At 70.9% G+C, this 24874-nt stretch carries 21 protein-coding genes; 17 read left to right on the top strand and 4 right to left on the bottom strand.

What is annotated here, in order from left to right:
* The first annotated feature begins 37 nt into the window (after window positions 1–37).
* The 6 genes from VFW66_01815 to VFW66_01790 all read left to right on the top strand — a co-directional run bounded on the left by VFW66_01815 (window position 38) and on the right by VFW66_01790 (window position 7549).
* Window positions 38–610: a VTT domain-containing protein gene (locus VFW66_01815; GenBank protein ID HEX5385415.1), complete on the top strand. Its 573-nt coding sequence runs from the start codon at window positions 38–40 to the stop codon at window positions 608–610.
* Window positions 607–1548 (top strand): site-specific tyrosine recombinase XerD, encoded by a 942-nt coding sequence (gene xerD / locus VFW66_01810; GenBank protein HEX5385414.1) that lies wholly within the window; start codon window positions 607–609, stop codon window positions 1546–1548. The genes VFW66_01815 and xerD overlap by 4 nt, the downstream gene beginning before the upstream one ends.
* A complete protein-coding gene (locus tag VFW66_01805) occupies window positions 1545–2951 on the top strand; it encodes a TolC family protein (GenBank protein ID HEX5385413.1) in 1407 nt (468 codons plus the stop codon). The genes xerD and VFW66_01805 overlap by 4 nt, the downstream gene beginning before the upstream one ends.
* Window positions 2948–3943, top strand: a complete 996-nt coding sequence (locus VFW66_01800) for an HlyD family efflux transporter periplasmic adaptor subunit (protein ID HEX5385412.1) — start codon at window positions 2948–2950, stop codon at window positions 3941–3943. The genes VFW66_01805 and VFW66_01800 overlap by 4 nt, the downstream gene beginning before the upstream one ends.
* A 3-nt stretch (window positions 3944–3946) precedes the next feature.
* Window positions 3947–7027, top strand: coding sequence for an efflux RND transporter permease subunit (locus tag VFW66_01795; GenBank protein HEX5385411.1), 3081 nt, complete (start codon window positions 3947–3949; stop codon window positions 7025–7027).
* A gap of 108 nt (window positions 7028–7135) precedes the next feature.
* Window positions 7136–7549: a hypothetical protein gene (locus tag VFW66_01790; protein ID HEX5385410.1), complete on the top strand. Its 414-nt coding sequence runs from the start codon at window positions 7136–7138 to the stop codon at window positions 7547–7549.
* 107 nt (window positions 7550–7656) lie between these two features.
* On the opposite strand, the gene VFW66_01785 is transcribed toward VFW66_01790, so the two are convergent.
* From VFW66_01785 to VFW66_01770, 4 genes are read right to left on the bottom strand one after another with little or no spacing between them, the layout of a single operon-like run.
* Entirely contained in the window at window positions 7657–8031 is a 375-nt protein-coding gene (locus VFW66_01785) for a VOC family protein (protein ID HEX5385409.1), read from the bottom strand.
* Window positions 7991–8902, bottom strand: a complete 912-nt coding sequence (locus VFW66_01780; GenBank protein HEX5385408.1) for a DUF6597 domain-containing transcriptional factor — start codon at window positions 8900–8902, stop codon at window positions 7991–7993. Before VFW66_01780 ends, VFW66_01785 begins: the two co-directional genes overlap by 41 nt.
* A complete protein-coding gene (locus tag VFW66_01775) occupies window positions 8895–10625 on the bottom strand; it encodes a putative ABC exporter domain-containing protein (GenBank protein HEX5385407.1) in 1731 nt (576 codons plus the stop codon). The genes VFW66_01780 and VFW66_01775 overlap by 8 nt, the downstream gene beginning before the upstream one ends.
* Entirely contained in the window at window positions 10622–11359 is a 738-nt protein-coding gene (locus VFW66_01770) for an ABC transporter ATP-binding protein (GenBank protein HEX5385406.1), read from the bottom strand. The genes VFW66_01775 and VFW66_01770 overlap by 4 nt, the downstream gene beginning before the upstream one ends.
* Window positions 11360–11369: 10 nt before the next feature.
* On the opposite strand from VFW66_01770, the gene VFW66_01765 reads away from it, so the two are divergent.
* The 11 genes from VFW66_01765 (at window position 11370) to VFW66_01715 (ending at window position 24873) form a co-directional block, all read left to right on the top strand.
* Entirely contained in the window at window positions 11370–12086 is a 717-nt protein-coding gene (locus tag VFW66_01765) for a hypothetical protein (GenBank protein HEX5385405.1), read from the top strand.
* Between the two features lie 32 nt (window positions 12087–12118).
* On the top strand, window positions 12119–12733 hold the full coding sequence (locus VFW66_01760) for an aminodeoxychorismate/anthranilate synthase component II (GenBank protein HEX5385404.1): 615 nt from the start codon (window positions 12119–12121) through the stop codon (window positions 12731–12733).
* A gap of 162 nt (window positions 12734–12895) precedes the next feature.
* Window positions 12896–14560: a CTP synthase gene (locus VFW66_01755; protein HEX5385403.1), complete on the top strand. Its 1665-nt coding sequence runs from the start codon at window positions 12896–12898 to the stop codon at window positions 14558–14560.
* Window positions 14561–14571: 11 nt separating this feature from the next.
* Window positions 14572–15135, top strand: a complete 564-nt coding sequence (gene lptC, locus VFW66_01750) for an LPS export ABC transporter periplasmic protein LptC (protein ID HEX5385402.1) — start codon at window positions 14572–14574, stop codon at window positions 15133–15135.
* Window positions 15132–16595 (top strand): hypothetical protein, encoded by a 1464-nt coding sequence (locus VFW66_01745; GenBank protein ID HEX5385401.1) that lies wholly within the window; start codon window positions 15132–15134, stop codon window positions 16593–16595. Before lptC ends, VFW66_01745 begins: the two co-directional genes overlap by 4 nt.
* On the top strand, window positions 16592–17767 hold the full coding sequence (gene lptB, locus VFW66_01740) for an LPS export ABC transporter ATP-binding protein (GenBank protein HEX5385400.1): 1176 nt from the start codon (window positions 16592–16594) through the stop codon (window positions 17765–17767). Before VFW66_01745 ends, lptB begins: the two co-directional genes overlap by 4 nt.
* Window positions 17764–19386 carry an RNA polymerase factor sigma-54 gene (gene rpoN, locus VFW66_01735; GenBank protein ID HEX5385399.1) on the top strand — a complete coding sequence of 541 codons (1623 nt, stop codon included), beginning with the start codon at window positions 17764–17766 and terminating at the stop codon, window positions 19384–19386. The genes lptB and rpoN overlap by 4 nt, the downstream gene beginning before the upstream one ends.
* A complete protein-coding gene (locus VFW66_01730; protein HEX5385398.1) occupies window positions 19383–20414 on the top strand; it encodes a DPM/DPG synthase family glycosyltransferase in 1032 nt (343 codons plus the stop codon). The genes rpoN and VFW66_01730 overlap by 4 nt, the downstream gene beginning before the upstream one ends.
* An 8-nt stretch (window positions 20415–20422) precedes the next feature.
* Window positions 20423–21595, top strand: a complete 1173-nt coding sequence (locus VFW66_01725) for a glycosyltransferase family 4 protein (protein ID HEX5385397.1) — start codon at window positions 20423–20425, stop codon at window positions 21593–21595.
* Window positions 21588–22526, top strand: a complete 939-nt coding sequence (locus VFW66_01720; GenBank protein HEX5385396.1) for a lysylphosphatidylglycerol synthase domain-containing protein — start codon at window positions 21588–21590, stop codon at window positions 22524–22526. Before VFW66_01725 ends, VFW66_01720 begins: the two co-directional genes overlap by 8 nt.
* Window positions 22513–24873, top strand: coding sequence for a hypothetical protein (locus tag VFW66_01715; protein ID HEX5385395.1), 2361 nt, complete (start codon window positions 22513–22515; stop codon window positions 24871–24873). Before VFW66_01720 ends, VFW66_01715 begins: the two co-directional genes overlap by 14 nt.
* Window position 24874: the final 1 nt, after the last annotated feature.

Below are 24874 nucleotides of genomic sequence, written 5' to 3'. Positions count from 1 at the left end.
TCTGACGCTCGGTCTCCTCGCCGCCGTTGAAAACGTCGTGCCCCCGGTGCCGGCCGATGCGGCGGCACTGATCGGCGCCTTTCTTTCGAGGCGCGGAGTCACCTCCCCACTCGGCGTATTCACGGTCGTGTGGACCTGCAACGTGGGTGGTGCGCTCGCGGTGTACTTCGCGGTGCGCGGTCGCGGGCGACGGTTTCTCGCCACCAAGCGTGGCCGCCGGCTACTCGCGCCGGACGCACTCGCCGTGATCAGACGCGAATACCTCCGCTTCGGCGTCCTCGGCATTTTCCTCGCCCGGTTCCTGCCCGGCATCCGGGCCGTGGTGCCGCCGTTCGCGGGCATCTCCGATATTCCGCCGTTGCGGACCGCGATTCCGATCGCCGCCCATTCGGCCGTTTGGTACGGCGGCATCACCATCCTCGGCGCGCTGCTCGGCGCCGAGTGGGGAGCGATCGTGGCACTCCTCGGCGGGGTGAACCGCGCGCTCGCTGTGGCGGCGGCCGTGGTGGTGGCGCTCTGGCTCGCCCTCGCGTACGCGCGGGCGCGGCGCAGGCGGCGCGAGCGCGTAAACGGCCCGAAGGGAACGCCGGAAGCGGGGGAGGCGCCGTGACCGGAGTGGGCGCCGGGAGCGACCCCGCCGGACTTCGCGCGGAGGTCGAGCGCGCGTTCTGGCTGGAGAGCTTTCGCGACTACCTCGCGCTCGAGGCGGGGCATAGCCCCAACACCGTGGCCGCGTACCTTCACGATCTCCATGGGCTCGGCCGGTTCGCCATCTCGAAGGGCGTGCGGAGCCCGGCCGCGGTGAGCCGCAGCCTGCTCCGCGATTTCATCTATCAGCTGAAGGACGTCGGCATGAGCGCCGCGACGATCCGGCGCGAGGTCTCCGCAATTCGAACCTACTTCGCGTTTCTCGTGGCCGAGGGGCGCCTGGCCGAGGATCCGAGCGACCGGCTCGAGAGCCCGCAGCGCTGGCGCACGCTCCCCGACACGCTCACCGTGGCGGAGGTCGAGGCCCTGATCGCGGCGCCACGCGTGGACGACCCGCTCGCCTGGCGCGACCGCGCGCTGCTGGAGCTGGGCTACGGCGCCGGGCTTCGCGTCTCCGAGCTCTGCGGGCTCGGCCTCGCTGACCTGCTGCTTACGGAGGGCCTCGTGCGCGTCTTCGGCAAGGGGAGCAAGGAGCGGCTCGTGCCGATAGGCCGGCGCGTGATTGGCGCGGTGTCCGTGTACCTGCACGAGCTGCGTCCGACGCTCGACCGCGGCAAATCGAAGGCGCGGCTGCTGCTCAACGCGCGCGGCGAGCCGCTTTCGCGGGTCGGCGCCTGGGGCGTCGTGAAGCGGTGCACCGAGCGCGCCGGCATCACCAAGCGGGTGACGCCACATACGCTCCGGCACACGTTCGCCACCCATCTCCTGGAAGGCGGCGCCGACTTGCGTGCCGTACAGGAGATGCTCGGCCACGCCGATCTCTCCACCACACAGCTCTACACCCACGTGGACCGCGAGTATCTCCGATCGGTGCACCGCCAATATCACCCGCGCGCGTGACGGCTCGCCCCGGCTTTCCGGCGCATGCCGGCGCCCTGCTGCTCCTCGCCGCCTGCGCGCACTACACACCCGCGCCGCTCCATCCTGCCGAGCTGGCCGATGCGTTTGCGGCGCGCCGGCTCAATGAGCCTGGGCTGGTCCGCTACCTCGGCGAGCATGGCTCCAGCGCGCCCTCCGCCGCGTGGCGCCCGGCCGATCTGGCGCTCGCCGCGCTCTACTGGCAGCCCGCGCTCGACCGCGCCCGCGCGGAGTGGCGTGCCGCGCGTGCGGGCGAAATTACGGCCGGCGCGCGGCCCGAGCCTGCGCTGGAATCGCAGCTTGGCTACGCCACGTCGAGCGACGTGTTCGAGTCCCGCTGGGTTGCCGCGCTCACGACCGTTTTCACCCTCGAGCTGGGCGGCAAGCGGGGCGCCCGCGTCGCCGCGGCGCGGGCGCGCACCGCGCTGGCCGAGGTGGAGCTGGACGACACTGCGTGGCGCACCGCGCGCGCGGTCCGTGACGCCGCGGTGGCGCTCGGCGCGGCGGAGCAGCGTGCGCGCGATGCCGCCGAGCAGCAGCAGCGCGTCGGCAAGTTCGCGGCGCGGCTGCGCCACCGATATGAGGAAGGCGCCGTTGGGCGTGGCGAGCTGGTCGCGATCGAGGCGGAGGAGACCGGCGCGCGCACCGCGCTCGCGCGCGAAGCGCGCGCGGTGGCCGGCGCACGCGCGGCGCTCGGGCGCACGGTCGGTGTGCCGCCGGACGCGATGGACTCGATCGGGGTCGAGCCCGACCCGCCGGCGCGCTGCGCCGTGCATGCCGCCGCGCCCGACAGCGTGCGCGCGGTGGCGCTCCGCCGCCGCACCGACATCGGGCGCGGGCTCGCCGAGTACGCCGTCGCGGAGGGCGAGTTGCGCATGGCCGTGGCGGGCGCCTCGCCCGACCTCACGCTCGGCCCCGGATTCAACTGGGACCAGGGCATCGGCATCTGGACGCTCGCGCTCGCCCTGCCGCGGCTGCCGTTTCACCGGAATCGCGGTCCGATCGCCGAGGCCACCGCGCGGCGCGCCGCCGCCGCCGCGCGGTTCTCGGAGCTGCAGCAGGGCGTGATCGCCGATGTGGGCGCGGCGCTTGCCGCCTGCCGGGTGGCGCGGAGCGAAACGGCCGGTACCGATTCGGTGCTTGCGGCAACGCGCCGTCGCGCCGAAGTGGCGCGCGCGGCGTACGAGCGTGGCGAGGTCGGCGCGGGCGATCTCGAGCCGCTCGAGCTGGCCGAGAGCCGCGCCATCCTGGAGCAGCACGCGGCGGCGCAGCGCGAGGCCACGGCGGCGCTCGCGCTCGACGCGGCGACCGGTGCCTGGCCGCCGGGCAACGTCACCTGGCCCGATCCGACGGTGAGCCCCACGGTGAATGAGGCGGCGCGATGAGCCGCCCGCTCCCGCGCGCGCTCGCGTCAGCGCTCGCATTGGCGACGGCGGTCCTCGTGGGCGTATGGCTCGTCACCATGTATCATCGCCATGAGGCTCGGCTGGAGGCGCAAGCCGGTTTGCAGGAGCCCGTCGTGGCGCCAAGCCGCGTGCGGGAGAGCGGCGGCGAGGCCACGGTCGTGCTCGACACCGCCGATGAGCGCCGCCTGGGCCTTCGCGTGGCTCCGGTGCGGGCCGCAGTGGCGGCGCCCGAGGTCCGGCTTACCGGCGAGCTGGTGCCCGAGCCGGATCGCACGGCCGCGGTGCGCGCGCCGCTCGCTGGCCGGCTCAGCGTTCCCGACGGCGCGCACTGGCCCGGCTTTGGGGACCGGGTGTCGGCAGGCGCGCTCGTGGCGCAGGTGTCCGACGCGAAGCCCCTCGCCGCGCCGCGCGGCGGCGTGGTCACCCACGTTGGCGCGCAGCCGGACGAAATGGTGCAGCCCGGCCAGGTGCTGCTCGAGATCACCGACTACACCCAACCGCTTGCGCGCATCGCATGGCCGGCCGACGCACCGCGGCCGCCCGCTTCGCTCGCGCTCGTGGCGCCCGGACGCACCGGTGGCCGGGTGACCGCGCGTCTCGTCGGTGCCTCTCCCGAAGCCGATGCGCTCACCCGGCTCCCCGCGTTTCTCTACCGCGCGGAGCGGAGCTGGTCCGGCGCACGGCCGGGCGCCGCGGTTTTCGCTCTCCTCCCGCGCGGCGGCTCCGCGCGCCGCGGCGTGCTCGTCCCGGACCGCGCGCTGGTGCAATGGGAGGGCCTCGTCTGGGCCTACGTCGAGCGCGAGCCAGGCCGCTTCTCGAGAGTGCGCGTACCGACCGACCGCCCGGTAGCCGGCGGAATGCTCGCCACCACGCTCGAGCCCGGCACGCCCGTCGTGATCGAAGGCGCCGAGCAACTGCTCTCCGAGGAATTCCGCGCCCGCGTTACCGTGGGCGACGAAGCGAACGAATAGCCGATGCTCTCCACCCTGGTCCGGTTCTCGGTCCGGCATCGCGGGATCGTCATCGGGCTCGCGCTCGCGGTCGTGGTTTACGGTCTCGACGTGCTGCGCAACGCCAAGCTCGATGTGTTCCCCGAGTTCGCCCCGCCGCAGGTCTCCATCCAGACCGAGGCGCCCGGGTTCTCCGCCGAGCAGGTGGAGATCCTGGTCACCAGGCCGATCGAAGATGCGATCAACGGGGTGAGCGGTGTTGCGACCGTGCGATCACAAAGCATCCAGGGGCTCTCGGTCATCACGGCGGTGCTTGCCGAAGGCACCGAGATCTACCGTGCCCGCCAGGCCATCGCCGAGCGGCTGAGTGAGGCGGCGAGCCGCCTGCCGGCGAGCGTCGTGCCACCCGTCCTGAGCCCGCTCACCTCGTCATCGAGCACCGTGCTCATCGTGGGCATCACCTCGGAGACCCGCACCCCGATCGAGCAACGCACGTTCGTCGACTGGGTCATGCGCCCGCGGCTCCTCGCGACGCGCGGTGTCGCCAAGGTCGCCGTGTTCGGCGGCGAGGTGCGGCAGCTTCAGATTCTGCTCGACCCCGAACGGCTCAGGCTCCATGGCGTCGGCATTCCCGAGGTGCTGGCGGCCGCCGAGCGGGCCACCGGTGTGCGCGGCGCCGGCGTCATCGACAGCCCGAACCAGCGCATCGTGGTGCGCACCGAGGGCCAGCTCGTGGATCCCGACGTGCTCGCCGGCGCCGTCGTGCGCGAGCGAGACGGCGCGGTGCTGCGCCTCCGCGACCTGGGCCACGTGATCGAAGGCGGCGCGCCCCGCATCGGCGAGGGTGGCGTCATGGGCGAGCGCGGTCTCGTCATCGTCATTTCGGCGCAGCTCGGCGCCAACACCAAGGTGGTTGCGGCGGGCGCCGAGGCCGCCCTGCGCCAGATGGAGCCGGCCATCCGCGCGGCCGGGCTCACGCTGCACCCGGCCCTCTTCCGGCCCGCCGAGTTCATCGACCTGGCGCTGCGCAACATCACGACGTCGCTCCTCCTGGGCGCGGCGCTCGTCGCCGTCGTGCTGTTCGTGTTCCTGGCGGACGTGGGCGCGGCCGCCATCTCGCTCACCGCGATTCCGCTCTCGCTCCTCGCCGCGATCATCGTGCTCGACCGCTTCGGCTTCGGCATCAACACCCTCACGCTGGGCGGTCTCGCCATCGCCTTGGGCGAGGTGGTGGACGACGCGATCATCGACGTCGAGAACATCGCGCGCCGGCTCCGGCTCAACCGGGCATCCGGCTCGCCGCGCGCTATCGGGGATGTGGTGATCGATGCCTCACTCGAGGTGCGGGGCAGCGTAGTGTACGCCACCTTCGTCGTCGCCCTCGTGTTCCTGCCGGTGCTGGCGCTGTCCGGCGTCCAGGGCGCGCTCTTCCGCCCGCTCGGCCTGGCGTACATCCTGGCGACGCTTGCGTCGTTGCTGGTCGCGCTCACGGTCACCCCGGCGCTCACGCTCACTCTCATCGCCCGGCGCGGTCGCGCGGAGCACGAATCCCGCTTTCTCGCGTGGCTCAAGGGCGGCTACGGGCGCGCACTCCACTGGCTCTGCGCGCGCCCCATGGCAGTGGCGGCCGCGGCGTTCGCGACCTGCGTTGCCGCCGCCGCCACGCTGCCGTTCTTCGGCGCCACGTTTCTCCCCGAGTTTCGCGAGGGGCATTACCTGGTCCACATGTCGGCCGTGCCCGGTACCTCGCTCGACGAATCCTTTCGCCTGGGCCAGCAGGTGACGGCCGCGCTCCGCCGCGATCCGCGGGTGCGCGCCGTCGCGCAGCGGATCGGGCGGGCGGAACTGTCGGAGGACACCTGGGGCACGCACTACACCGAGTTCGAGGTGGACCTCGTGCCGCTCGCCGGGCGAGCGGCGGAGACGATGCAGGACGATTTGCGCCGAATCCTCGCGCACTTTCCCGGCGTCAACTTCGCCATCCGCGGCTTCCTGGCCGAGCGGATCGAGGAGACGATCACGGGGTCCACCGCGCAGCTCGTGGTGAAGGTGTACGGCGACGATCTCGATAGCCTCGACGTCGCCGCGCGCCGCGTGGCCGAGCTGGTGAAGAGCGCGCCCGGCGCCTCGGACGTACAGTACGATCCGCCGCCGGTGACGCCCGAGGTCACCGTGCGCGTCCGCCCCGCGGATGTCGCTGCCGCGGGCCTCGGCGCGGACGAGGTGCTCGCCGCGGTCGAGGCGGCAACCCGCGGCGTCAAGGTGGGCGAAACCTTCGAGGGCAATCGTTCGACCGACGTCGTCGTGCTGCTCGATTCTACTGCCCGCGCCCGGCCGGAGGACCTGCGCGATCTCCCGGTCGTGTCGGCCGGCGGCAGGCTCGTGGCGCTCTCGCAGGTGGCGGACATCGCGCGCACCACCGGGCGCTTTTCGGTGGCACACCAGGGCGCGCGCCGGTTGCAGCTCGTCACGGCTAACGCGGCCGGTGAAGACGTGGCGGGATTCGCGCGCGCGGTCGAGCGCCGGCTCCGCACCGCGAAACTGCCTGCCGGCGTCTACGCCGAGCTGGGTGGTTCCGCCACGGCCCAGCGGGAGGCGCAGCGCGAGCTGTTGCTGCACAGCCTGCTGGCGGGTGCCGGCATCGTGATGCTCCTCTGGCTGGCGTTCGGCAATGCGAGCCGGCTGCTGCTCGTGCTCGCCAATCTTCCGTTCGCGCTCGTGGGCGGCATCATGGCCGTCTTCGCGACGGGTGGGTTGCTCTCGCTCGGCTCGCTCGTCGGCTTCGTCACCCTCTTCGGCATCGCGACGCGCAACGCGGTCATGCTGATCTCGCACTACCAGCACCTGATGGTGAGTGAAGGCGCGGCGTGGGGTCTGGAGACCGCCGTGCGCGGCGCGCTCGAGCGCCTGGGTCCCATCCTCATGACGGCCCTCGTCACCGCGCTTGGCCTCCTGCCGCTGGCGCTCGGCAGCGGCGATCCGGGCCGCGAAATCGAGGGGCCCATGGCCATCGTGATTCTGGGCGGCCTGCTTACCTCGACCGTGCTGAGCCTCTTCGTCCTGCCCACGCTGGCACTCCGGTTCGGCCGTTTCGACCGGACGTGAGCCCCGTCACCTCCGGCCCTGGCGGGCGGCTGTTATGCTCCGCCAGCCCGCGAGCTGAGGTCCGCGCGGTGCGGGGGCGAGGCGGGTAGCCAGACACCGGGAGTAGGTATGACACGGACGGACTTGATCGTGGCGGCGCTCGTCGTTGCGCTCGCCGGGTGTAGCTCGCCCGGGAACCGCGCCGGCAGCGACAATACGGGTGCCATGGGCGACACCGCTGGCATGTCGACCGGCGCGACGCCGAGCGACACCGGCATGGCGCCGGCGGCGCCGGGGGCGAGCGATACGTCGATGAGCGGCATGCGCGACACGTCCAGCGGCATGGCCGACAGCACAACGAGCGGCACGAGCGATACGGCCTCGAACCGCATGAGCCGCATGCGCGACAGCGCATCGGCAAAGATGGGACGAATGAAGGACAGCGCGAGCAGCAAGATGGGGCGGATGCGGGACAGCGCGAGTAGCAAGATGGGCCGCATGCACGATTCGGCGATGAGCCGGATGGGCGACAGCACCCGCTGAGGCCGGCTGGTGGGCCGGCTGGTGGCAGCGCACGGCGGCGGGCCCCTTGGGCGCCCGCCGCCGACTGCATTGTGGCCGACTCCCCGCGCGCCGGCGCCGCGGCGGCGCTACCGATCCGACCACACCGCCAATTCGTTCCCGCTCGGATCGGTGAAGTGGAACCGGCGCCCGCCCGGAAAGCTGAACACCGGCTGCACGATTGTGCCGCCCGCCCCGCGCACCCGCGCCTCCGTCGCGGCCAGGTCCACCGCGAAGATCACCACCAGCACCCCGTCCCGCCCCACGACCTCTGCCTTCCGCAATCCACCCGCCAGCCGGCCGTCCTCAAAGCTGGTGTAGTCCGGCCCATAGTCGGTGAACGTCCAGCCGAAGGCGCGGGCATAGAACGCCTTGGCGGCCGCGACGTCGGTCGCGGGCAGCTCGATGTAGTCGATGCGCCGATCATGCTCGGCGCCGTGCAGCGGTGGGCTCGATGCGCTCATCGGAACACTCGGATGCAGGAGAAGGTCGAAAGCTACTCGCCGCGGCCGCGGCGTCTTGAACGTTTCCGACACGGCGCTCCACCGCGAACCGCGCCGGGGTAATGCCGGCGAGCGCCCGGAAGTCACGAATGAGATGCGGCTGGTCGGCGTAGCCCGCCTCCGCCGCGACGGCCGCCCAGCGCGGCGCCTCGGCAGCATCCCCGATCCGGCGAACGAGCCGTTGAAATCGGAACACCCGCGCGAGCACTCTGGGGCTGAGCCCCACCCACCGTTCGAACGCGCGCTCCAGACCCCGCTGGCCGATTCCGAGTGCGGCCACTACTTCCCGTACAGCGGCGGGGCGGTGCTCGGCACCCAGCAAGTTCACCGCGGCGCCCACGAGTTCGCCCTCGCGCCCGGCGGCGATCCGCGCGCGTCGGCGGAGCAGCAACACGCGCTCGAGATGTCGCACGCGGTCGCGCCCGGTGCCCGACCGAAGCGCGGCGACGATGGCGTCCGCCTCACTCCCCCAGAACGTGGCGAGCGGCACGCGCGCGTCGGTGAGCTCCCGAAGCGTCACGTCGAGAAACGGCAACGCGCCTCCGGGCCGGAACCGCACGCCCACGATGTCCACCGGTCCCGAATGCCGCACTAGGAGGGGCCTGCGCATGGCGCCCACTACGAGCGGCGCGTCGGCATGCGCAAGGTCGAAGACGAGATCGACGCATCCGTCCGGCAGTACGCGCGTGTGGTGCGGGGCCGAGTGCGCCGCGCCGGAGCACCAGTAGCGATCTACCCAGGGCGCAAGCTGCTCGCCGGCCGCCCACTCAACGTAGCGCGGCCGGTCTGTCGACTGTGGGCCTGCGCGGTGTGGCGCGGGCGCGCTACTCACGGGCGGCCTCGAGTCCGACCTCCGCCGGATCCGTCCGCTCGAACATCCGCCCGAGCCAACGCACGAGCGACAGCAGCTCAAGCGCGAACACCGCGAATCCCGCCGCCGCGCCGGGCGCGAGCGCCCACGGCCCGAACGCCGGCTGGAGCGCCCGCGCGAGCGCTACGCCCATGCCCACAGCCGGGAGCAGGAGCAGCACGAGCACCGCGGTGTAGGCAACCGTCGCGAGCACCCCCTGGCCCAGCGCTTCGACCCCGCGCGCGTCCGCGCCGAGCCGGACCCACGCCGGAAACACGAGCGCCGCCCCGTTCTGGAGCAGCATGGCCGCGAAGTTGATCGGCGGCAGCAGCAGCACGGCTGCCATGAGGATGAACGTGCGCTCGTCCAGCGGCACGTCGAACTCGTGATTGGCGAGGAGGCCGAGATAACCGAGCCCGAGCAGCCCGAGCTCCATCACCGTGAGCGTGAGGCTCGATGCGAGCGCCTCCGCCGCGACGATGGCGGGTCCACGCAGCGGCAGCGCGCGCAGTACGTCGAATCGCGTGAGATCGGCGCGCAGGTCATTGCGAACCCAGTGCGGCCCTAGAAAGAACAGGAACGCGCACCAGGTTACGGCCAGCGTCGCCGCGACTTCCGACAGGCTCCCGCGGCCGCGCGCGGACCCCGCGGCGGCGAGCGTCCCCACCACCACGAACAGCGCCGCGATGTTGCGCGCCCGCCGGCGCCGGACCACCGCCGTCACGTTCTTCCAGAGGAGCGCCGCCGCGGGCCAGCCGGTTGGCGCGAGCGCCACGAGTGGCGGGGACACGAGACCCCCGCTGCCCACCGCCGGCACACCCAGCACCCGCCGCTCCGCTCGCCGCCGTGCCCGCGCGAGCGACGCCTCGGCAGCCGCCTCCTCGAACTCCGCGTCGGCGCGCACCACCCAGACATAGTGCACTGCGAGCACCACGAGCGCCGCGGGCATGGTGCGCGCCCACCCAGCGGCGTGCACCGCCACGAGCGGGCGCACCAGTGCCTTGAATGGCCAGAGAATGAATGCCGGCAGGGGACGCGAGAGCGCTGCCACGAACGCAGAGATGAGCTGGACCACTCCCCGGCCGGCCGCGTCACGGAGCTCCGGCAGCGCGGCCATGACACTCCCCAGGAGCACGGCTGCCGCCAGCAGCGCGACGAGCAGCGGCACCGCGCGCCGGCCGAGCCGCGCCGGCCCGTGCTCCTTGAGGCCGGCGCGCACGAACGCGGCGCCGAGGCGGTGGAGCGAGAGGGTCGACAACAGGGTCCAGATCGCAAGCGCGCGGAACGGCGGCGCCAGCCGGTCGTTGCTCCAGCCGAGCAGCAACGTCCAGAGCACTGTATTGAAGAGGATGACGAGCTGTGAGCGGAGCAGCTTGTAGTGCACCAGCGTGCGCCGGGTGAGCGGGGCGGGGAAGAGCAGCGTCACCTCCGCCGGTGAGAACGCGAGCGCGCGCCGTCCGGAGCCCACGATCCAGCTCCACGTCACGAGGCCCACAAGACCGAGCGCGCCGGCAAGCACGACCCACGCGCGCGGCACACCGCCCGGTACCCTGCCCGGCTGCTGGTGGACGAGGACGTACCAGAGATACGCCACGCCGAGCAGCAGCGCCGCGACGTAGCGCGGGCTCCGCAACTGTGCGGCCTGCCGCGCCATGCGGTTGGCCATCGACCGGCGGGTGAGATACCCGAGCGCACCCGCGGTCACGGGGACTCGACCTCCGGCCGCGCGATGAGCGCGAGGAACACCTCCTCCAGCGGCCGCCCCGCGAGTGCCGGATCGCCCGCAACGATTTCGGCGATCCGACCCGCCGCGAGCACCCGGCCCTGGCGCATCACCAGCACCCGGTCGCATACCTCCTCGACCAGGTGCAGGAGATGCGAGCTGAGGATTACGGCGGCGCCCGCCGCCGCGCGGCGCCGGATCGTCTCCTTGAGCCGCCGGATGCCGACCGGATCGAGCCCGGTGAGCGGCTCGTCGAGCACCAGCGCCTTGGGCTCGTGCAGCAGCCCGCAGGCAATGGCGAGCTTCTGCCGCATCCCGCGCGACAGCTCGCCCGGGAGCACGTTCCGCTTGTCGGTGAGCTCGAGCTCCGCGAGGAGCGCGGCCATGCGCGCTCCCACGTCCGCCACGCCGTAGAGCCGGCCGATGAAGCGGAGATGTTCCTCGACGGTGAGGTAGTCGAAGAGGTGCGGCTCGTCGGGCACGAACGCGAGCGCGCGCTTGGCCGAAACCGGATCACGCGCCAGATCGTACCCGGCGATGCGGATGGTGCCCGCGGTCGGGCGGACGATGCCCGCAATGCTGCGGAGCGTCGTCGTCTTGCCGGCGCCGTTCGGACCCACGAGCCCGAGCACCTCGCCGGGCCCAACCCGGAAGGTGAGACCCTGGACGGCGTCGACCGGTCCGTACACCTTTGACAGTGACTCTACTTCGATCACGCGCGCTCCGATGCGGACCTACTGGATCAAGATCCTGCTTGGCGCCCTTGGCGTCTTTGCCGTCGGCATGGTTCTCATCACTGCCGTCCGCGCGGGCGTCGAGCGGGCGCATGACGTAGCCAACAGCACCGACCCGATCGTGGTGCCCCTCGCCTTCGTCCCCTTCCGGATCGACGGCCGCCGGCTCGGGACGTTCGACCGGATCGTGTTTCTGCGCAAGACGCCCGGCAAGCTCTCAGGGGTGAAGCTCAGGGCGCAGCTCGCAGATTCGGTGAATGCCGATTCCCTTGCCGACTGCGCGCTCCTCGCCTCGATCGATACCATCGCCGCCGGCAGGCACGTCCAGATCCAGAACGCCGATTTCCACTGCCTGCGGGACACCGCCGGCACCGATGCCGTGCGGTTCGGCACTCTCGCGCTGGAACCGGGCGGCCTGACGCTGCCGCTGCTCGTGCCGCGCCAGTTCGCCGCCGAGTTTCACCAGAGCGACGCCGCGGCACGAGCGCAGGCGAGCGCCGAAGTCACCGCGGACTCGATCAGCGAAGCCGCCGACCGCATGGCCGACTCGATTGAAGCGGCCACGCGCCGCATGGCAGACTCGATGGCCGGCGCGCACGAGCACGTGGCCGACTCCATCCGGCAAGCCATGCAGCCCTTCGTGGACTCCATGCGGCACCGGGGGCAGGTGCTGCGCGACTCGCTCCGCGCGGCCGCGCGCGATCACTAGCGCACCGCCCGGACCGCATCCGCTCAGCGCCCATGCTCCTCGTCCTCGACAATTACGACAGCTTCACCTACAACCTGGTGCAGTACGCCGGCGAGCTCGGCGCGGAGCCGCTGGTTTACCGGAACGACCAGATCACGCCCGAGGCCGTGCTCGCCCTGGCACCCGCCGCAATTCTCATTTCCCCGGGTCCCCGCACGCCCGCCGAGGCCGGGATTTCAGTTCCGCTCGTGCGCGCGGCCGCGGGCCGCGTACCGTTGCTCGGCGTTTGCCTCGGTCACCAGGCCATCGGCGAGGCGTTCGGAGGCCGGGTGGTGCGCGCCGATCGGCTCATGCACGGCAAGACCACCGACGTGGTGCACGACGGCCGCACGCTCTTTGCCCGCGTGCCCTCGCCGCTCACCGTGATGCGTTATCACTCGCTCGTCGTGGCTGCCGATGGGCTTCCGGCCGAGCTCGAAATTACCGCCTGGTCCTCCGACCGCCCCGCGGGGACGGAGATCATGGCCCTCCGCCATCGCGCGCTCCCCGTATGGGGCGTGCAGTTCCACCCCGAGTCGGTCGGCACGGCTTACGGGAAGCAGATCCTGCAGAACTTCTTCGAGCTGGCCGGCGCCGCCCGGCTCACCCAGCCGGCGGCTACTGTATAACTCTTTGGCTGTCAATTCCTTAAGCACCTGTCCCGCCGGCGTGTCCGCCACGGCATGACTTTTGACTGCGCGCCCCGCCCCTGTTAACTTGGATGATGCGCGCCCGGTGCGTCTGCTCGGTTCGACCCGTTCCCATCGATAGCCACCCGTTTGAGGCAGCCTATGCCGAGCGGTAGCAGTGCGACCAAATACATCTTCGTGACCGGTGGGGTGGTCTCCTCGCTCGGCAAGGGCATCGCCGCCGCCTCGCTCGGACGGTTGCTGGTGGAGCGCGGGCTGAGTGTCACGATGCAGAAGTTCGATCCCTACATCAACGTCGATCCCGGCACCATGTCGCCGTTCCAGCATGGCGAGGTCTTCGTCACCGACGACGGCGCCGAGACCGATCTCGACCTGGGCCACTACGAGCGGTTCATCGACCGCTCGCTTTCGCAGCAGAACAACGTCACCACCGGCCGCATCTACCAGACGGTGATCAACAAGGAACGCCGGGGCGAATATCTCGGCGCCACCGTCCAGGTGATTCCCCATATCACCGACGAAATCAAGCACGCCATCCGGCGCACCGCGCCGGGACACGACGTCGTGATTACCGAGATCGGCGGCACCGTGGGCGACATCGAGTCGCTTCCGTTCCTCGAGGCCATCCGCCAGTTTCGCCAGGAAGTGGGGCGCGACAACGCGATCTTCATCCATCTCACGCTGGTGCCGTTCATCGCCGCCGCGGGCGAGCTCAAGACCAAGCCCACGCAGCACTCGGTGCGCGAGCTGATGCAGATCGGGATCCAGCCCGACATCCTCGTCTGCCGGAGCGAGCAGCCCATCTCCGCCGAGATCAAGCGGAAGATCGCGCTCTTCTGCAACGTCGACTTCGGCTGCGTCATCGAGAGCCCCGACGTGCGCTCGATCTACGAGATTCCGCTCCGCTTTGCCGATCAGGGGCTGGACGAGGTAGTCTGCGAGCGGCTCCGGCTCACCACGCCCAAGCCCGACCTCAGCGCGTGGCAGGCGCTCACCGAGCGGATCCTCAATCCACGCGAGTCCACCCGCATCGCGGTCGTGGGCAAGTACACCGATCTGCATGACGCCTACAAATCGGTGCAGGAGGCGCTCATCCACGCCGGCATCGCGAACGATGCCGGCGTGCGGATCGACTGGATCGCGAGCGATCGCTTCACCGACCAGGACGAGACCGGGCGCATCCTCGGCAACTACGACGGGTTGCTGATCCCCGGCGGCTTCGGCATCCGGGGCATCGAGGGAATGCTCGAGGCCATCCGCTGGGCCCGCGAGCACGAGCTGCCGTTCTTCGGCATCTGCCTCGGCCTGCAAGTCGCCATCGTCGAGTTCGCCCGCAACGTCTGCCGCCTCCCCAACACCAACAGCACCGAATTCGAGCCGGAGTGCGAGTCGCCCGTCATCGCGCTCCTGCAGTCGCAGCGCGACGTGACCGACATGGGCGGCACGATGCGCCTCGGCGCGTACGCCGCCAAGCTCCGCCCCGGCTCCCGCGCCGCGCAGGCTTACGGCACCACCGAGATCAGCGAGCGGCATCGCCACCGCTGGGAAGTGAGCAACGCATACCGCGACGTGCTGGCCGAGTTCGGGCTGCGGCTCTCGGGCCAGTCGCCGGACGGCGGCCTGGTCGAGGTGATCGAGTTGCCGGAGCATCCCTGGTTCATCGGTTGTCAGTTCCACCCCGAGCTCAAGTCGCGGCCCACCCGGCCGCACCCGCTGTTCACGGGTTTCGTGGCCGCCGCACTGGCGCGCCGGCGCGGCCCGACGCGGGCCGCCACGGCCAAGGAGCTGGCCGCCGCGGGCCGGTGAGGCGTGGCGTGGTGAGGTCCGCCGCACTGGGAGCGGCGCTTGCCGGCGCCGCCGGTCTCGCGATCGGCGTGAGCGCATGCGGCGAAGCGGGCGCGCGGCCCACGGCCACGCTCACCGCGGTGGACAGCGCCGACCAGGTGCTCCAGGGATTCTCGCACTACGTCACGTCGGACGGCATCCGGCGCACGCGGATCGACGCGGATACGGCGTACCTCTACGAGGCATCCCAGAAGGCGTCGCTCCGTGGCGTGCGCTCGACGTTCTATGACACCAAGGGCGCCGAAACCTCGCGCCTCACGGCGGATCGCGGCACCTACGCCTGGCAGGACGGCTCGATGGACGCCGAGGGCCACGTGGTGGTCACGACGCCCGATGGCCGGCGGCTGGAGACGGAAGCGCTCAAATTCGACAACAAGCAGAATCGGATCTCGACCGACAAGCCGTTCCGGTTTCAGCGCGGCGATGAGCACATCGTCGGCAACAGCTTCTCGTCCGACCCGGACTTCAAGAATGTCGTGACCGACCGTCCCCACGGCGTGGCGGGCAAGGGCATTCTGCTGCCGGGGCAACAGTGAGAGCCGGGCGTGGGGCGCTGCTCGTGGGAATGGCGCTGGCGACGTTCGGTGCGCGCGGTGCCGCGGCGCAGGGCACGCCGGCGGCCGACCGGTGCACCCTCCAAATCGACAACGTGGACCGGCAGGGCATCGCGGTCGAAACACCGCAGGGCACCAACTACTTCGCCGGAGGCAACGTGCGGCTTCGCTGCCGGAACAGCGCGATCACCATGCGCAGCGACAGCGTCGCCTCCTACGCCGGCAACGTGGTGGAGTTCATCGGCGACGTGCGGTATCGCGACTCCACCCTCACCATGGACGCTGACCGCGGCACCTACTACCGCGCCGCCGAGCGTTGGGAAGCCCGCGGCCACGTGAAGACGCAGAACCTCAAGACCGGCTCGACCTTGGAGGGTCCGTCGCTCGACTACTACCGCACCGTGCAGGGCGTACGCGACACGACGCAGCTCTATGCCGTGAGCCGTCCGCGCATCGCGTACGCCGCCAAGGATTCCGCCGGCGCCCCGGCCGAGCCGTACATCATCGTGGCCGACCGGGTGCGCATCAAGGGCGATGACCAGGTGTGGGGCGGGGGCAAGGTGACCATCGATCGAAGCGACTTTGCCGCCCGCGGCGACTCGCTCCGCCTCGACACCGGGAAGGGGAGCGACGGCACGCTCCTGGGTGAGCGGCCCGAGCTCCACGGACTCGGCGCAGACACGTTCGACCTGAGCGGGCGGCGCATCGACTTCAAGCTCAAGGACCGCGAGCTCACCTTCGTGCTCGCGCAGCACGACAGCAAGGCCGTAAACAAGGACTGGACCCTGGTGGCCGACACGATCGCCCTCGACGTGGATCACCGAAAGCTCGAGCGCACCCGCGCATGGGGCGACAGCCTGCGTCCGGTCGCTACCTCGCCGGATCACGAGATCCGGGCGGATTCGCTCGCGCTCGACACGCCCGGCCAGCAGCTTGAGGAGGCGCGCGCGTTCCGCCGCGCGTGGCTCGGCGGCGCCGTCGATTCTGCCACGAAAGAGCGCGATTGGCTCGCGGGCGACACCGTCGTCGCGCGATTTGCGCCCCACGACTCCGCCGGCCAAGAGCGGACCGTGCTCACCAGACTGGTCGCGCGCGACTCCGCGCGCTCCTACCGGGTGGAGCGCGATCCGAAGAAACCCGCCGAGCGGCCATCGGTGAGCTACGCCCGGGCGGACGAGATCGTGATCACGCTCAAGCCCGACGGCAGCGACCGCGCCGACCTGGTCGAGCTGCACGGGCACGTCCATGGTGCGGAGCTCGAGCCGTCGAACGACACGTCGTCGGCTGGCGCCGCTCTCGGCGCGCCCTCGGCGTCGCCGGTGCCGGCGGACTCGGCGCATCCTGCGCCCGCTGCCCCGGCCGATTCGACGCACCCGGCCCCCCCGCCGCCGCCCGTCCCGGCAGCGGGCGACTCGGCGCATTCGGCGCCACGCAAACCATGATCGACGCACCTCCTGCGTGGCTCGCGCGGCTCGACACCGCCGACGCCTCCATCCCGCTTGCGCTCGCGGCGCTGGTTCGCACGGCCGACGCGGAGGGCCGCGCATCACTCGACGCGATGCTGCTTGCTTACCGCGACGGGTTCATGCGGGTCTACCAGCCGGCCGAAGGGTTGCCCGATTCCGTGCGCGATCACGTGGTGAGCTCGGTGCTGCCACGCCTCGTGACGGACGGCTGGATCGAGCCTCCGCAGGTCGAAGAGCGCGGCGGCGATCACCGGGCGGGCGAATGGCCGGACGTCCGCGCGGCATCGGCGTGGTGGACCGAGGTGTCGTCCGAGCGCGCCGGTGCCGCGGCGCTCCTCCTCTCGGCGGCCGAGCAGGCGGGCGGCCATGCGGCTCAGCCCGAGCCGGCGCGCGTGGGCAGCGTGCTCGAGGGACGCGATCTCACCAAGAGCTTTCGGGGGCGCCACGTGGTGGACAGCGTGACGGTGCGCCTCGCCCAGGGCGAGATCGTGGGGCTCCTGGGCCCGAACGGCGCCGGTAAGACGACGACGTTCTACCTGCTTACCGGGCTCATGCGGCCCGAGGCCGGTCGGGTCACGCTCGATGCGCGCGACCTCACCCGCGCGCCGATGTTCCGCCGCGCCCGCGCCGGGATCGGCTACCTGGCGCAGGAGCCCTCGGTCTTCCGTAGAATGACCGTCGAGGAGAACATTCGGGCGATTCTCGAAACCCGCCGGCTCAAGCGCGACGAGCGGCGCCGCCTGCTCGAGCGGATGCTGGACGAGCTGGGCATCCGCCACCTGCGCGCGGTGAAGGCGTACGCGCTGAGCGGCGGCGAACGGCGCCGGCTCGAGATCACCCGTGCGCTCGTCACCGAGCCCAAGTTCATGCTGCTCGACGAGCCGTTCGCCGGGGTCGACCCGATCGCGGTGCACGACATCCAGACCATCGTCGCCGGACTCCGGCACCGGGGCATCGGCGTGCTGATCACCGACCACAACGTGGAGCAGACGCTCGATATCGTGGATCGCGCCTACATCATGTTCGAGGGAAAGGTCCAGGCCGAAGGCACCGTGCGCGCGCTCGTCTATGATGACCGCGTGGCGCAGCTCTACCTCGGGCCGACGCTCACCATGCGCCTCCGCGCGCGGCTCGAGGCGGCGGCATGAGCCTCCGCACCGGACTCTCCCAGCAGACGAGCCTCCGCCAGGAGCTTCGGGTCAATCCGCGGCTCTACCAGGCCATGGACATGCTCTACATGCCCATGATGGACCTGCAGCAGCACCTGAAGCAGGAACTCCTGGCCAACCCGTTCCTCGAGCTCCTCGAGCCCGAGGAGGAAACCACCGAAGAGGCGCAGGCCACGAACGATCAGGAGAAGGAGCAGCAGCAGAAGAACGACGAGGTGGACTGGGAGGAGATCCTGCTCAACGGCTTCGACGTCGGCGGCACGCGCGAGCAGTTCGAGGTGCAGGAATACACCGAGCCGGTCACCGTCGAAACGCGAAACCTCACCGATCACCTCCGGGAGCAGCTCCATCACAGCGAGTTGACGCCGCGCCAGCGGTTGCTGGCGGAAGAGTTTTTGGGCAACATGACCGACGACGGCTACCTTGCGGCCTCGCTGGAGGAGATCATCGGGTCGGTCAACCAGCTCGTGGCGAACCACTTCGCAACTGCCGGGAAGGAGGGCGGTGGCGGCGATCGTGACGGTCGAGGCGGTACGGACATCGACGCCGAAGCGATCGACGAGGTCGCCGAGTTGATGGCCGAGCACGGCGCCGTGCCGGCCGAGGCACTCCCGCCTCTGCCGTCTGTACCGCCGCTGGCGCCCACTCAACCCCCTGCCGTCCCATCCGAGGCCCTGTATACCCTGGCCGAGGCCGAAGACCTTCTCGCCATCATTCAGCGCCTCGACCCCGCCGGCGTCGGCGCGCGGGACCTTCGCGAGTGCCTGCTCATCCAATTGCGCGAGGCGGGTGACACCGAGTCTCTCACCTATCGGCTTGTCGCCGACGCGTTCCCCGACCTGATCGCCCACCGCTGGAACGACCTCGCCAAGCGGTTCGGCGTCGACCCCGCGCGGGTGCAGGCAGCGGCGGACGGGCTCGCGCGGTTCGATCCCAAGCCCGGGCTCAAGTATTCCGATCGGAACGACGGCTACATCATCCCCGACCTGATCGTCGAGAAAATCGGCGAGCGCTACCACGTGTTCCTCAACGACACGGGCATGCCGCGGCTCCGGTTGAGCCGGGCCTATCAGGAGGTGGCGCGCGACAAAAAGAAGATGACGCCGGAGAACCGCGAGTTCATCGCCGCCAAGATGAACAGCGCGAACTGGATGATCCAGGCCATCGAGCAGCGGCGCCAGACGATGCTCAAGGTGATGAACTTCATCGTCGACCGGCAGCGGGATTTCTTCGAGAAGGGCATCGAGTACCTCAAGCCGCTCACGCTGCGCGAGGTGGCCGAGGTCATCAACATGCACGAGAGCACGGTGAGCCGGGTGACCAACGAGAAGTACGTGCAGACCCCGCGCGGCGTGCTCCCGCTCAAGTTCTTCTTCTCGAGCGCGCTCTCGACCGCCTCGGGTGAGGATGCGAGCGCGCGGTCCATCCGGGCCAAGCTCGAAAAGATGGTGGCGGACGAAAAGACCAGCAAACCGCTCACCGACCAGCAGATCGTGCATCTGTTCCAGGAGCAGGGCATCCAGATCGCGCGGCGCACCGTCGCCAAGTACCGGGACCAGCTCGGGATCCTGCCAGCGAGAATGCGAAAGCGGGTATGACGCTGGACGTGAGCGTGCTCGTCCCCGCCAAGGACGAGGCGCCGAATCTGCCCGAATTCGTGGCGCGCTGCGCCGACGCCCTCGGGCCGGCGGGGTTTTCGTTCGAGGTGGTGGTGGTGGACGACGGCTCGCGTGACGAAACGCCCCGCGTACTCTGCGAGCTGCGCGCCAAGTATCCTTTTCTCCATGTGGTGACGCACCGCCGCCAGCGCGGCATCGCCGACGCGCTCCGCTCCGGCGTCGAGGCCTCCCGCGGCGAAGTGTGTGTCTTCTATCCGGCCGACTTGCAGTACCTGCCCGAGGACATCCCGCCGCTCGTGCGCCCCATTCTCGACGACCGGGCCGACATCGTCACCGGCACCAAGCAGGGCAAGTACGAGAAGGCGTTCGTCTCGAGCATTTACAACGCGCTCTGCCGCGCGCTTTTCGGCGTGGGCGTCACCGATCTCAACTCGGTCAAGGCCTGGCGCCGCGGCGTCATGGCGGGCGCGGCGCTCCGGCCCGACTGGCACCGCTACATGGTCGTGATCGCCGCCACCGACGGCTTCCGGCTCGCCTCGCATCCGGTACGGCTCTACCCGCGCATGGCCGGCGTCTCCAAGTTCAACTGGCGCCGCATTCCCGTCGGCGTGCTCGATCTTCTCTCCGTCTGGTTTCAGCTCCGCTTCGGCCGGAAGCCGATGCTCTTCTTCGGCGTGGTCGGCGCGGTGCTCTTCGCCATCGGCTTTCTGGTCGGCGTCGCCGCACTCATCCTCCGCTTCGGCTACGGCATCGGCTTCCGCCCGTTCCTCAACCTCGTCGAGACCATGGTCATCAGCGGAATCGTGCTCTTCGGGTTCGGCTTCGTGGGCGAGATGATCGCCGGAATGCGCGAGGAGCAGCGCGAGCTGGCCCGCGAACTCGCAGGTGAGCTCGCTCGCGAGTCGATCGGTGCCGATGCCGCCGACGCCCCCGACCGCCCGGCCGCCCGGCCGCCCGAGCGTCGGACCGCCCGACCGCCCGACCGCCCGACCGCCGGACCGCCCTGAGTGCCCCCGTGCGGGTCGTCTTCGTGACCCACAACTACCCGCGCCACGCGGGCGATCTCTCCGGCAGCTTTCTGGCCACCCTTGCCGAAGCACTGGTGCGCCGGGGGCACGTCGTGAGCGTCGTGGCCCCGAGCGATGCGGGGCAGGGCGGGGACGCGGAGCTGAACGGCGTGCGCGTGCGGCGGGTGCGCTATGCCTCCCCGCGGCGCGAGACCATCGCGTACAAGGGGACGATGCTCTCCGCCCTCCGCGGGCCCGCCGGGTGGATAGCGCTCGGCGGTCTCTGGCGCGCGCTCCGGCGCGGCGTGCGCCGCGAGCTGGAGGCCGGCGCGGAGCTGATCCACGCACACTGGTGGGTGCCGGCCGGGCTCGCCATCCCGGCCGGCGCGCCGGCCGTGCTCACCGTGCATGGCACCGACGCGGCGCTGCTCCGGCGCTCGGCGCTCGCGCGGGGCGTTGCGGCGCCCGTCTTTCGCCGCGCGCGCGTCGTCACCACCGTGTCGAAGGAGCTGGCCGGATGGGTGCAGGCCGCCGTGCACCGATTCGTGCCCAGGGAGCACGTGCAGCCGATGCCGGTTGAATCGACCAGCTGGCCGTGGACCGCGGGCGGCGCCGGCGCCGTCGTGATCGCGCGACTCACGGCGCAGAAGCGGGTGCAGCTCGCGATCGAGGCGGTCGCGTGCCTCGTCGAGCTGGGCCGCCCGCTTCCGCTTACCATCGTGGGAGACGGTCCCGAGCGAAGCGCGCTCGAAGCGCTCGCCGGCCGCCTCGGCGTCGCCTCGCTGGTGCGGTTCGAAGGCGCGGTGGCGCCCGAGCGCGTTCCCGAGTATCTCGCCCGCGCCGATCTCATGCTTTTCCCCGCCAAGGGCGAAGGCTTCGGGCTCGCCGCCGCCGAGGCGCTCATGGCCGGCGTGCCGGCCGTCGGCTGCTGGGACGGGGGCGGCGTGCTCGACGTAATCCCGGAGAAGGGCGCGGGCCGGCTCACGCTCCCCTCCGGCGAAGCCCTCGCCGATGCCGCGCTCGATATTCTGAACGATCCCCGGCGCCTCGAGCTGGGCCGCGCCGAAGGCGAATCGTGGCGCCACCGTCTCTCGCCCGACCACGTGGCCGCGGTGGCCGAGGGCTGGTATCGCGAAGCGCTGCCAACGCCGACGCCCGCCGCCGAATCGGACGATGCCTGATCGCACCTGGCCGAGACGGCTCTGGCGGGCCGCCCAATGGGCGCTCGGACTCGTTGTCGTGGGCCTTGCCGCGCGCGCGCTCATCGCCAACTGGGACCAGCTCCGCGCACAGCCGGTGGCGCTCGACCTTCGCCCGCTGCAGCTCCTGCTGAGCGCCGTCGCCGTGTGGGCCATGTACGCGATACTCATCTGGGCTTGGCGCGTGATGCTCGCGAGCTGGGATCAGCCGCTCGGCGCGTGGGACGCTGCGCGCATCTGGACCGTCTCCAGCCTCGGCAAATACCTGCCGGGCAAGGTGTGGGCAATCGCGGGCATGGCGGTGATGGCGCAGAAGGTGGGCGTGGCGCCCTGGGCTGCAACCGGATCGGCCGTGGTGCTGCAAGCACTCGCCGTCGGTACCGGCGCCGGCATTGTCGGCCTCACCGGCAGCGTGGCACTCGAGGCGGCACATCCCGGCGCGCGCGCGGCGCTCGCGTTGCTCGTGGCGGCCAGCATCGGGGGCGTGGCCCTCGTGCTCTGGCCGCCGTTCATGCGCCGCCTCCTGCGCCTTGCCTCGGTGGCGCCGGCGACGGCGGCCCCGCGCCCCTCCGGCATCGCCGCGGGCGTGGTGGCGAACGCGGTGGCCTGGGTGGGTTACGGCGTGGCACTCTGGCTCCTCGCGCGGGGCCTCCTGCCGCACGCGCCACTCGATCTGGTAAGCGCCATCGCCGTCTTCACGGCGTCGTATCTCGCCGGCTTCCTCGCGCTGCTCGCTCCCGGCGGCCTTGGCGTGCGAGAGGGCTTGTTCATCCTGATGCTGCAGCGCCCGCTCGGCCTTGGCGCCGCCACGGTCCTCGCACTCGCCTCGCGGGTGCTGCTCACGCTCACCGAGTTCGGTGCCGCGGCGCCCTTCCTCTTCGTGCCTCGCCGGAGCGCCCGTGCCGTCCCCTGAGGCCCAGCCCATCGACCTTCCGCCGGCCGGCGCCCTGGAACCGCGCCGGCCGGCGCTCGTGGCGCTCGTCGTCTTCGCGTTTGCCACCTTCACGCTCTGCTGGCCGATGCTGCTCGGACGCTTCCTCGTGAGCGAGCAGAGCGACCAATACGTGGCCGGCTATGCCTTCCGCGCCTTCGGCGCCGAGTTCTTTCGCGCGCATGGGCGGATTCCCGAGTGGAATCCCTATCTTTTCGGGGGGTTGCCGTTCATCGCCGCGCAGCACGGCGACATTTTTTATCCGACCGCATGGCTCCGCTGGATTCTCCCGGTCGACACCGCGATGAACCTCGGCTTTGCCGTGCATTTCGTGATCGCGGGATGCACGATGTACGCGCTCCTCCGCGGGCTCCGGATCTCCTGGTCCGGCGCGCTCGCAGGCGGCCTCGCGTACGAGCTCACGGGCATCCTGGATTCGCTGGTGAAGCCGGGGCACGACGGCAAGCTGTTCGTGTCGGCGCTCGCACCGCTGGCGCTCCTTGCGCTTCTCCGCGCCATCCGCGAGCGGCGCATCGGGCACTACGGATTGTTCGCGCTGGTGATCGGGCTCTGCATGCTGAGCCCGCACTATCAGATGACGTACTACCTGCTGGTGGCGTGTGCCATCTGGACACTGTGGCTTGCGCTGGGAGACCCGGAGCGCCCGGCCGGCCGCCCGTGGTGGATCCCGGTGGCGGCGAGCTTCGGTGCCGTGCTGCTGGGCCTCGCCATCGCGGCCATTCAGATTATTCCGTTCTGGCGCTACATCCCCTACTCGCCCCGCGCCGCGGCCGGGCCGAGCGGCGGGTGGGAGTACGCGACGGCGTTCTCGATGCCGCCGGAAGAAATCATCAGCACCATCCTGCCGCAGTTCAACGGCGTGCTTGGACACTATTGGGGCCGCAACTTTTTCAAGCTGCACACCGAGTATCTCGGGGCGGGGGTTCTTCTGCTCGCTGCCGTGGGCTGGGGCGACCGTGCCCGCCGCCCGCTGCTCCGCATCACGGGCATCATCGCGCTCCTTTTCCTGCTGGTGTCGTTCGGCGGGCACACGCCGTTCTATCGACTTTGGTACGAGTTGATGCCAATGATGAAGAAGGTCCGTGCTCCCGGCATGGCGTTCTTCCTCGTGGCGCTTCCGGTCGCGACGTGGGCGGCCATCGGCGCGGAGCGGCTCTTACGGGGCGAGGTTCCGCCCCGCACGCTCATCGCCGGCCTCGGCGTGATCGGGCTCCTCGCGGTGCTCGGTGTCGTCGGGGCGCTCGAGCCGGTCGCCTTTGCGATCGCCTCGCCGGATCGGTTCGATCTCGTTTCCGCGAACGCCACCGCGCTTCAGCTGGGCTCGCTCCGACTCCTCATCGTTGTGGCCGCCACAGCCGTCGTCGTTCTGAGCATCGCCTTCGGCCGCCTGCGCGGCGGCGCGGCCGTGGCCCTCCTCGCCCTCGTCGTGGGCGGCGACCTCTGGAGCATCGACCGCATCTTCTTCGACTACAGCCCGTCCGCCGCCGCGCTCTACCATCTGGACGAGCTGACCAGCCGGATCAAGCAGGACAGGCCACCCTTCCGGGTACTCGACCCCGGCGTCTATCCGGGCGATTTCCTCATGGTGCACGATATCGAGACCGTGCTCGGCCATCATGGCAACGAGATCCGCTTCTACGACGACCTGCTCGGCGGCAAGAACGTCTGGAGCAACTTCGGCAACCCGAACGTGGTCGACCTCGTGGCCGCGCGCTACATCGTGGTGCCCAAGGCCGATTCGCTCCCCGGCTACCATCACGTGCTGGGCCCGGTGCCGACGACGCCCGGCGGTCCCGGCATTCTCTTCGAGCGCGACTCGGCCAATCCCGCGCCCTACGCGCGGGTGCTGGCCGCGGCCGCCAAGGTGCCCGAAGATCAGATCGTCCCGACCGTCATCGATCAGCGCTTCCCCTACGACCGGATCGCTCTGTATCCGGACACCACGTCGGTTACGCCCGGCCCGATCCGCCCCAACCAGCCGATCGACTCCGCCGGCGTCCGCGCCCGGGTGGTCGAGTGGATGCCGGGCCGCATGCGGATCGCCCTCGATGGCGCCGCGCCGCGTCCCACCTATCTTCTCGTGAGTGAGACGTGGTATCCTGATTGGCATGCGGTCGTGGACGGCCGGCCCGCCGCCGTCCACCGCGCCGACAACGCCTTCCTGAGTGTCGTCCTTCCCCCGGGCGCCAGGGAGGTGCGGCTCGACTTCGCGTCGGCCGACTATCGCCGGGGGCAGCTCGTGACGGCGCTCGCGCTGGCGGTGACCCTGGTGCTCCTCACCAGTCCGCGGTGGCGCCGACGGAGGTAAG

Source organism: Gemmatimonadales bacterium, assembly GCA_036279355.1.
Classification (GTDB): domain Bacteria; phylum Gemmatimonadota; class Gemmatimonadetes; order Gemmatimonadales; family GWC2-71-9; genus DASQPE01.
This window is presented reverse-complemented; position numbering and strand designations above follow the sequence as displayed.

Bases quoted from the DNA above. Each gene is read 5' to 3' on its own strand.
- VFW66_01800 (HEX5385412.1), top strand. From the start codon at position 2,948: ATGAGCCGCCCGCTCCCGCGCGCGCTCGCGTCAGCGCTCGCATTGGCG.
- VFW66_01795 (HEX5385411.1), top strand. From the start codon at position 3,947: ATGCTCTCCACCCTGGTCCGGTTCTCGGTCCGGCATCGCGGGATCGTC.
- VFW66_01790 (HEX5385410.1), top strand. From the start codon at position 7,136: ATGACACGGACGGACTTGATCGTGGCGGCGCTCGTCGTTGCGCTCGCC.
- VFW66_01785 (HEX5385409.1), bottom strand. From the start codon at position 8,031: ATGAGCGCATCGAGCCCACCGCTGCACGGCGCCGAGCATGATCGGCGC.
- VFW66_01765 (HEX5385405.1), top strand. From the start codon at position 11,370: ATGCGGACCTACTGGATCAAGATCCTGCTTGGCGCCCTTGGCGTCTTT.
- VFW66_01760 (HEX5385404.1), top strand. From the start codon at position 12,119: ATGCTCCTCGTCCTCGACAATTACGACAGCTTCACCTACAACCTGGTG.
- VFW66_01755 (HEX5385403.1), top strand. From the start codon at position 12,896: ATGCCGAGCGGTAGCAGTGCGACCAAATACATCTTCGTGACCGGTGGG.
- lptB (HEX5385400.1), top strand. From the start codon at position 16,592: ATGATCGACGCACCTCCTGCGTGGCTCGCGCGGCTCGACACCGCCGAC.
- rpoN (HEX5385399.1), top strand. From the start codon at position 17,764: ATGAGCCTCCGCACCGGACTCTCCCAGCAGACGAGCCTCCGCCAGGAG.
- VFW66_01730 (HEX5385398.1), top strand. From the start codon at position 19,383: ATGACGCTGGACGTGAGCGTGCTCGTCCCCGCCAAGGACGAGGCGCCG.
- VFW66_01720 (HEX5385396.1), top strand. From the start codon at position 21,588: ATGCCTGATCGCACCTGGCCGAGACGGCTCTGGCGGGCCGCCCAATGG.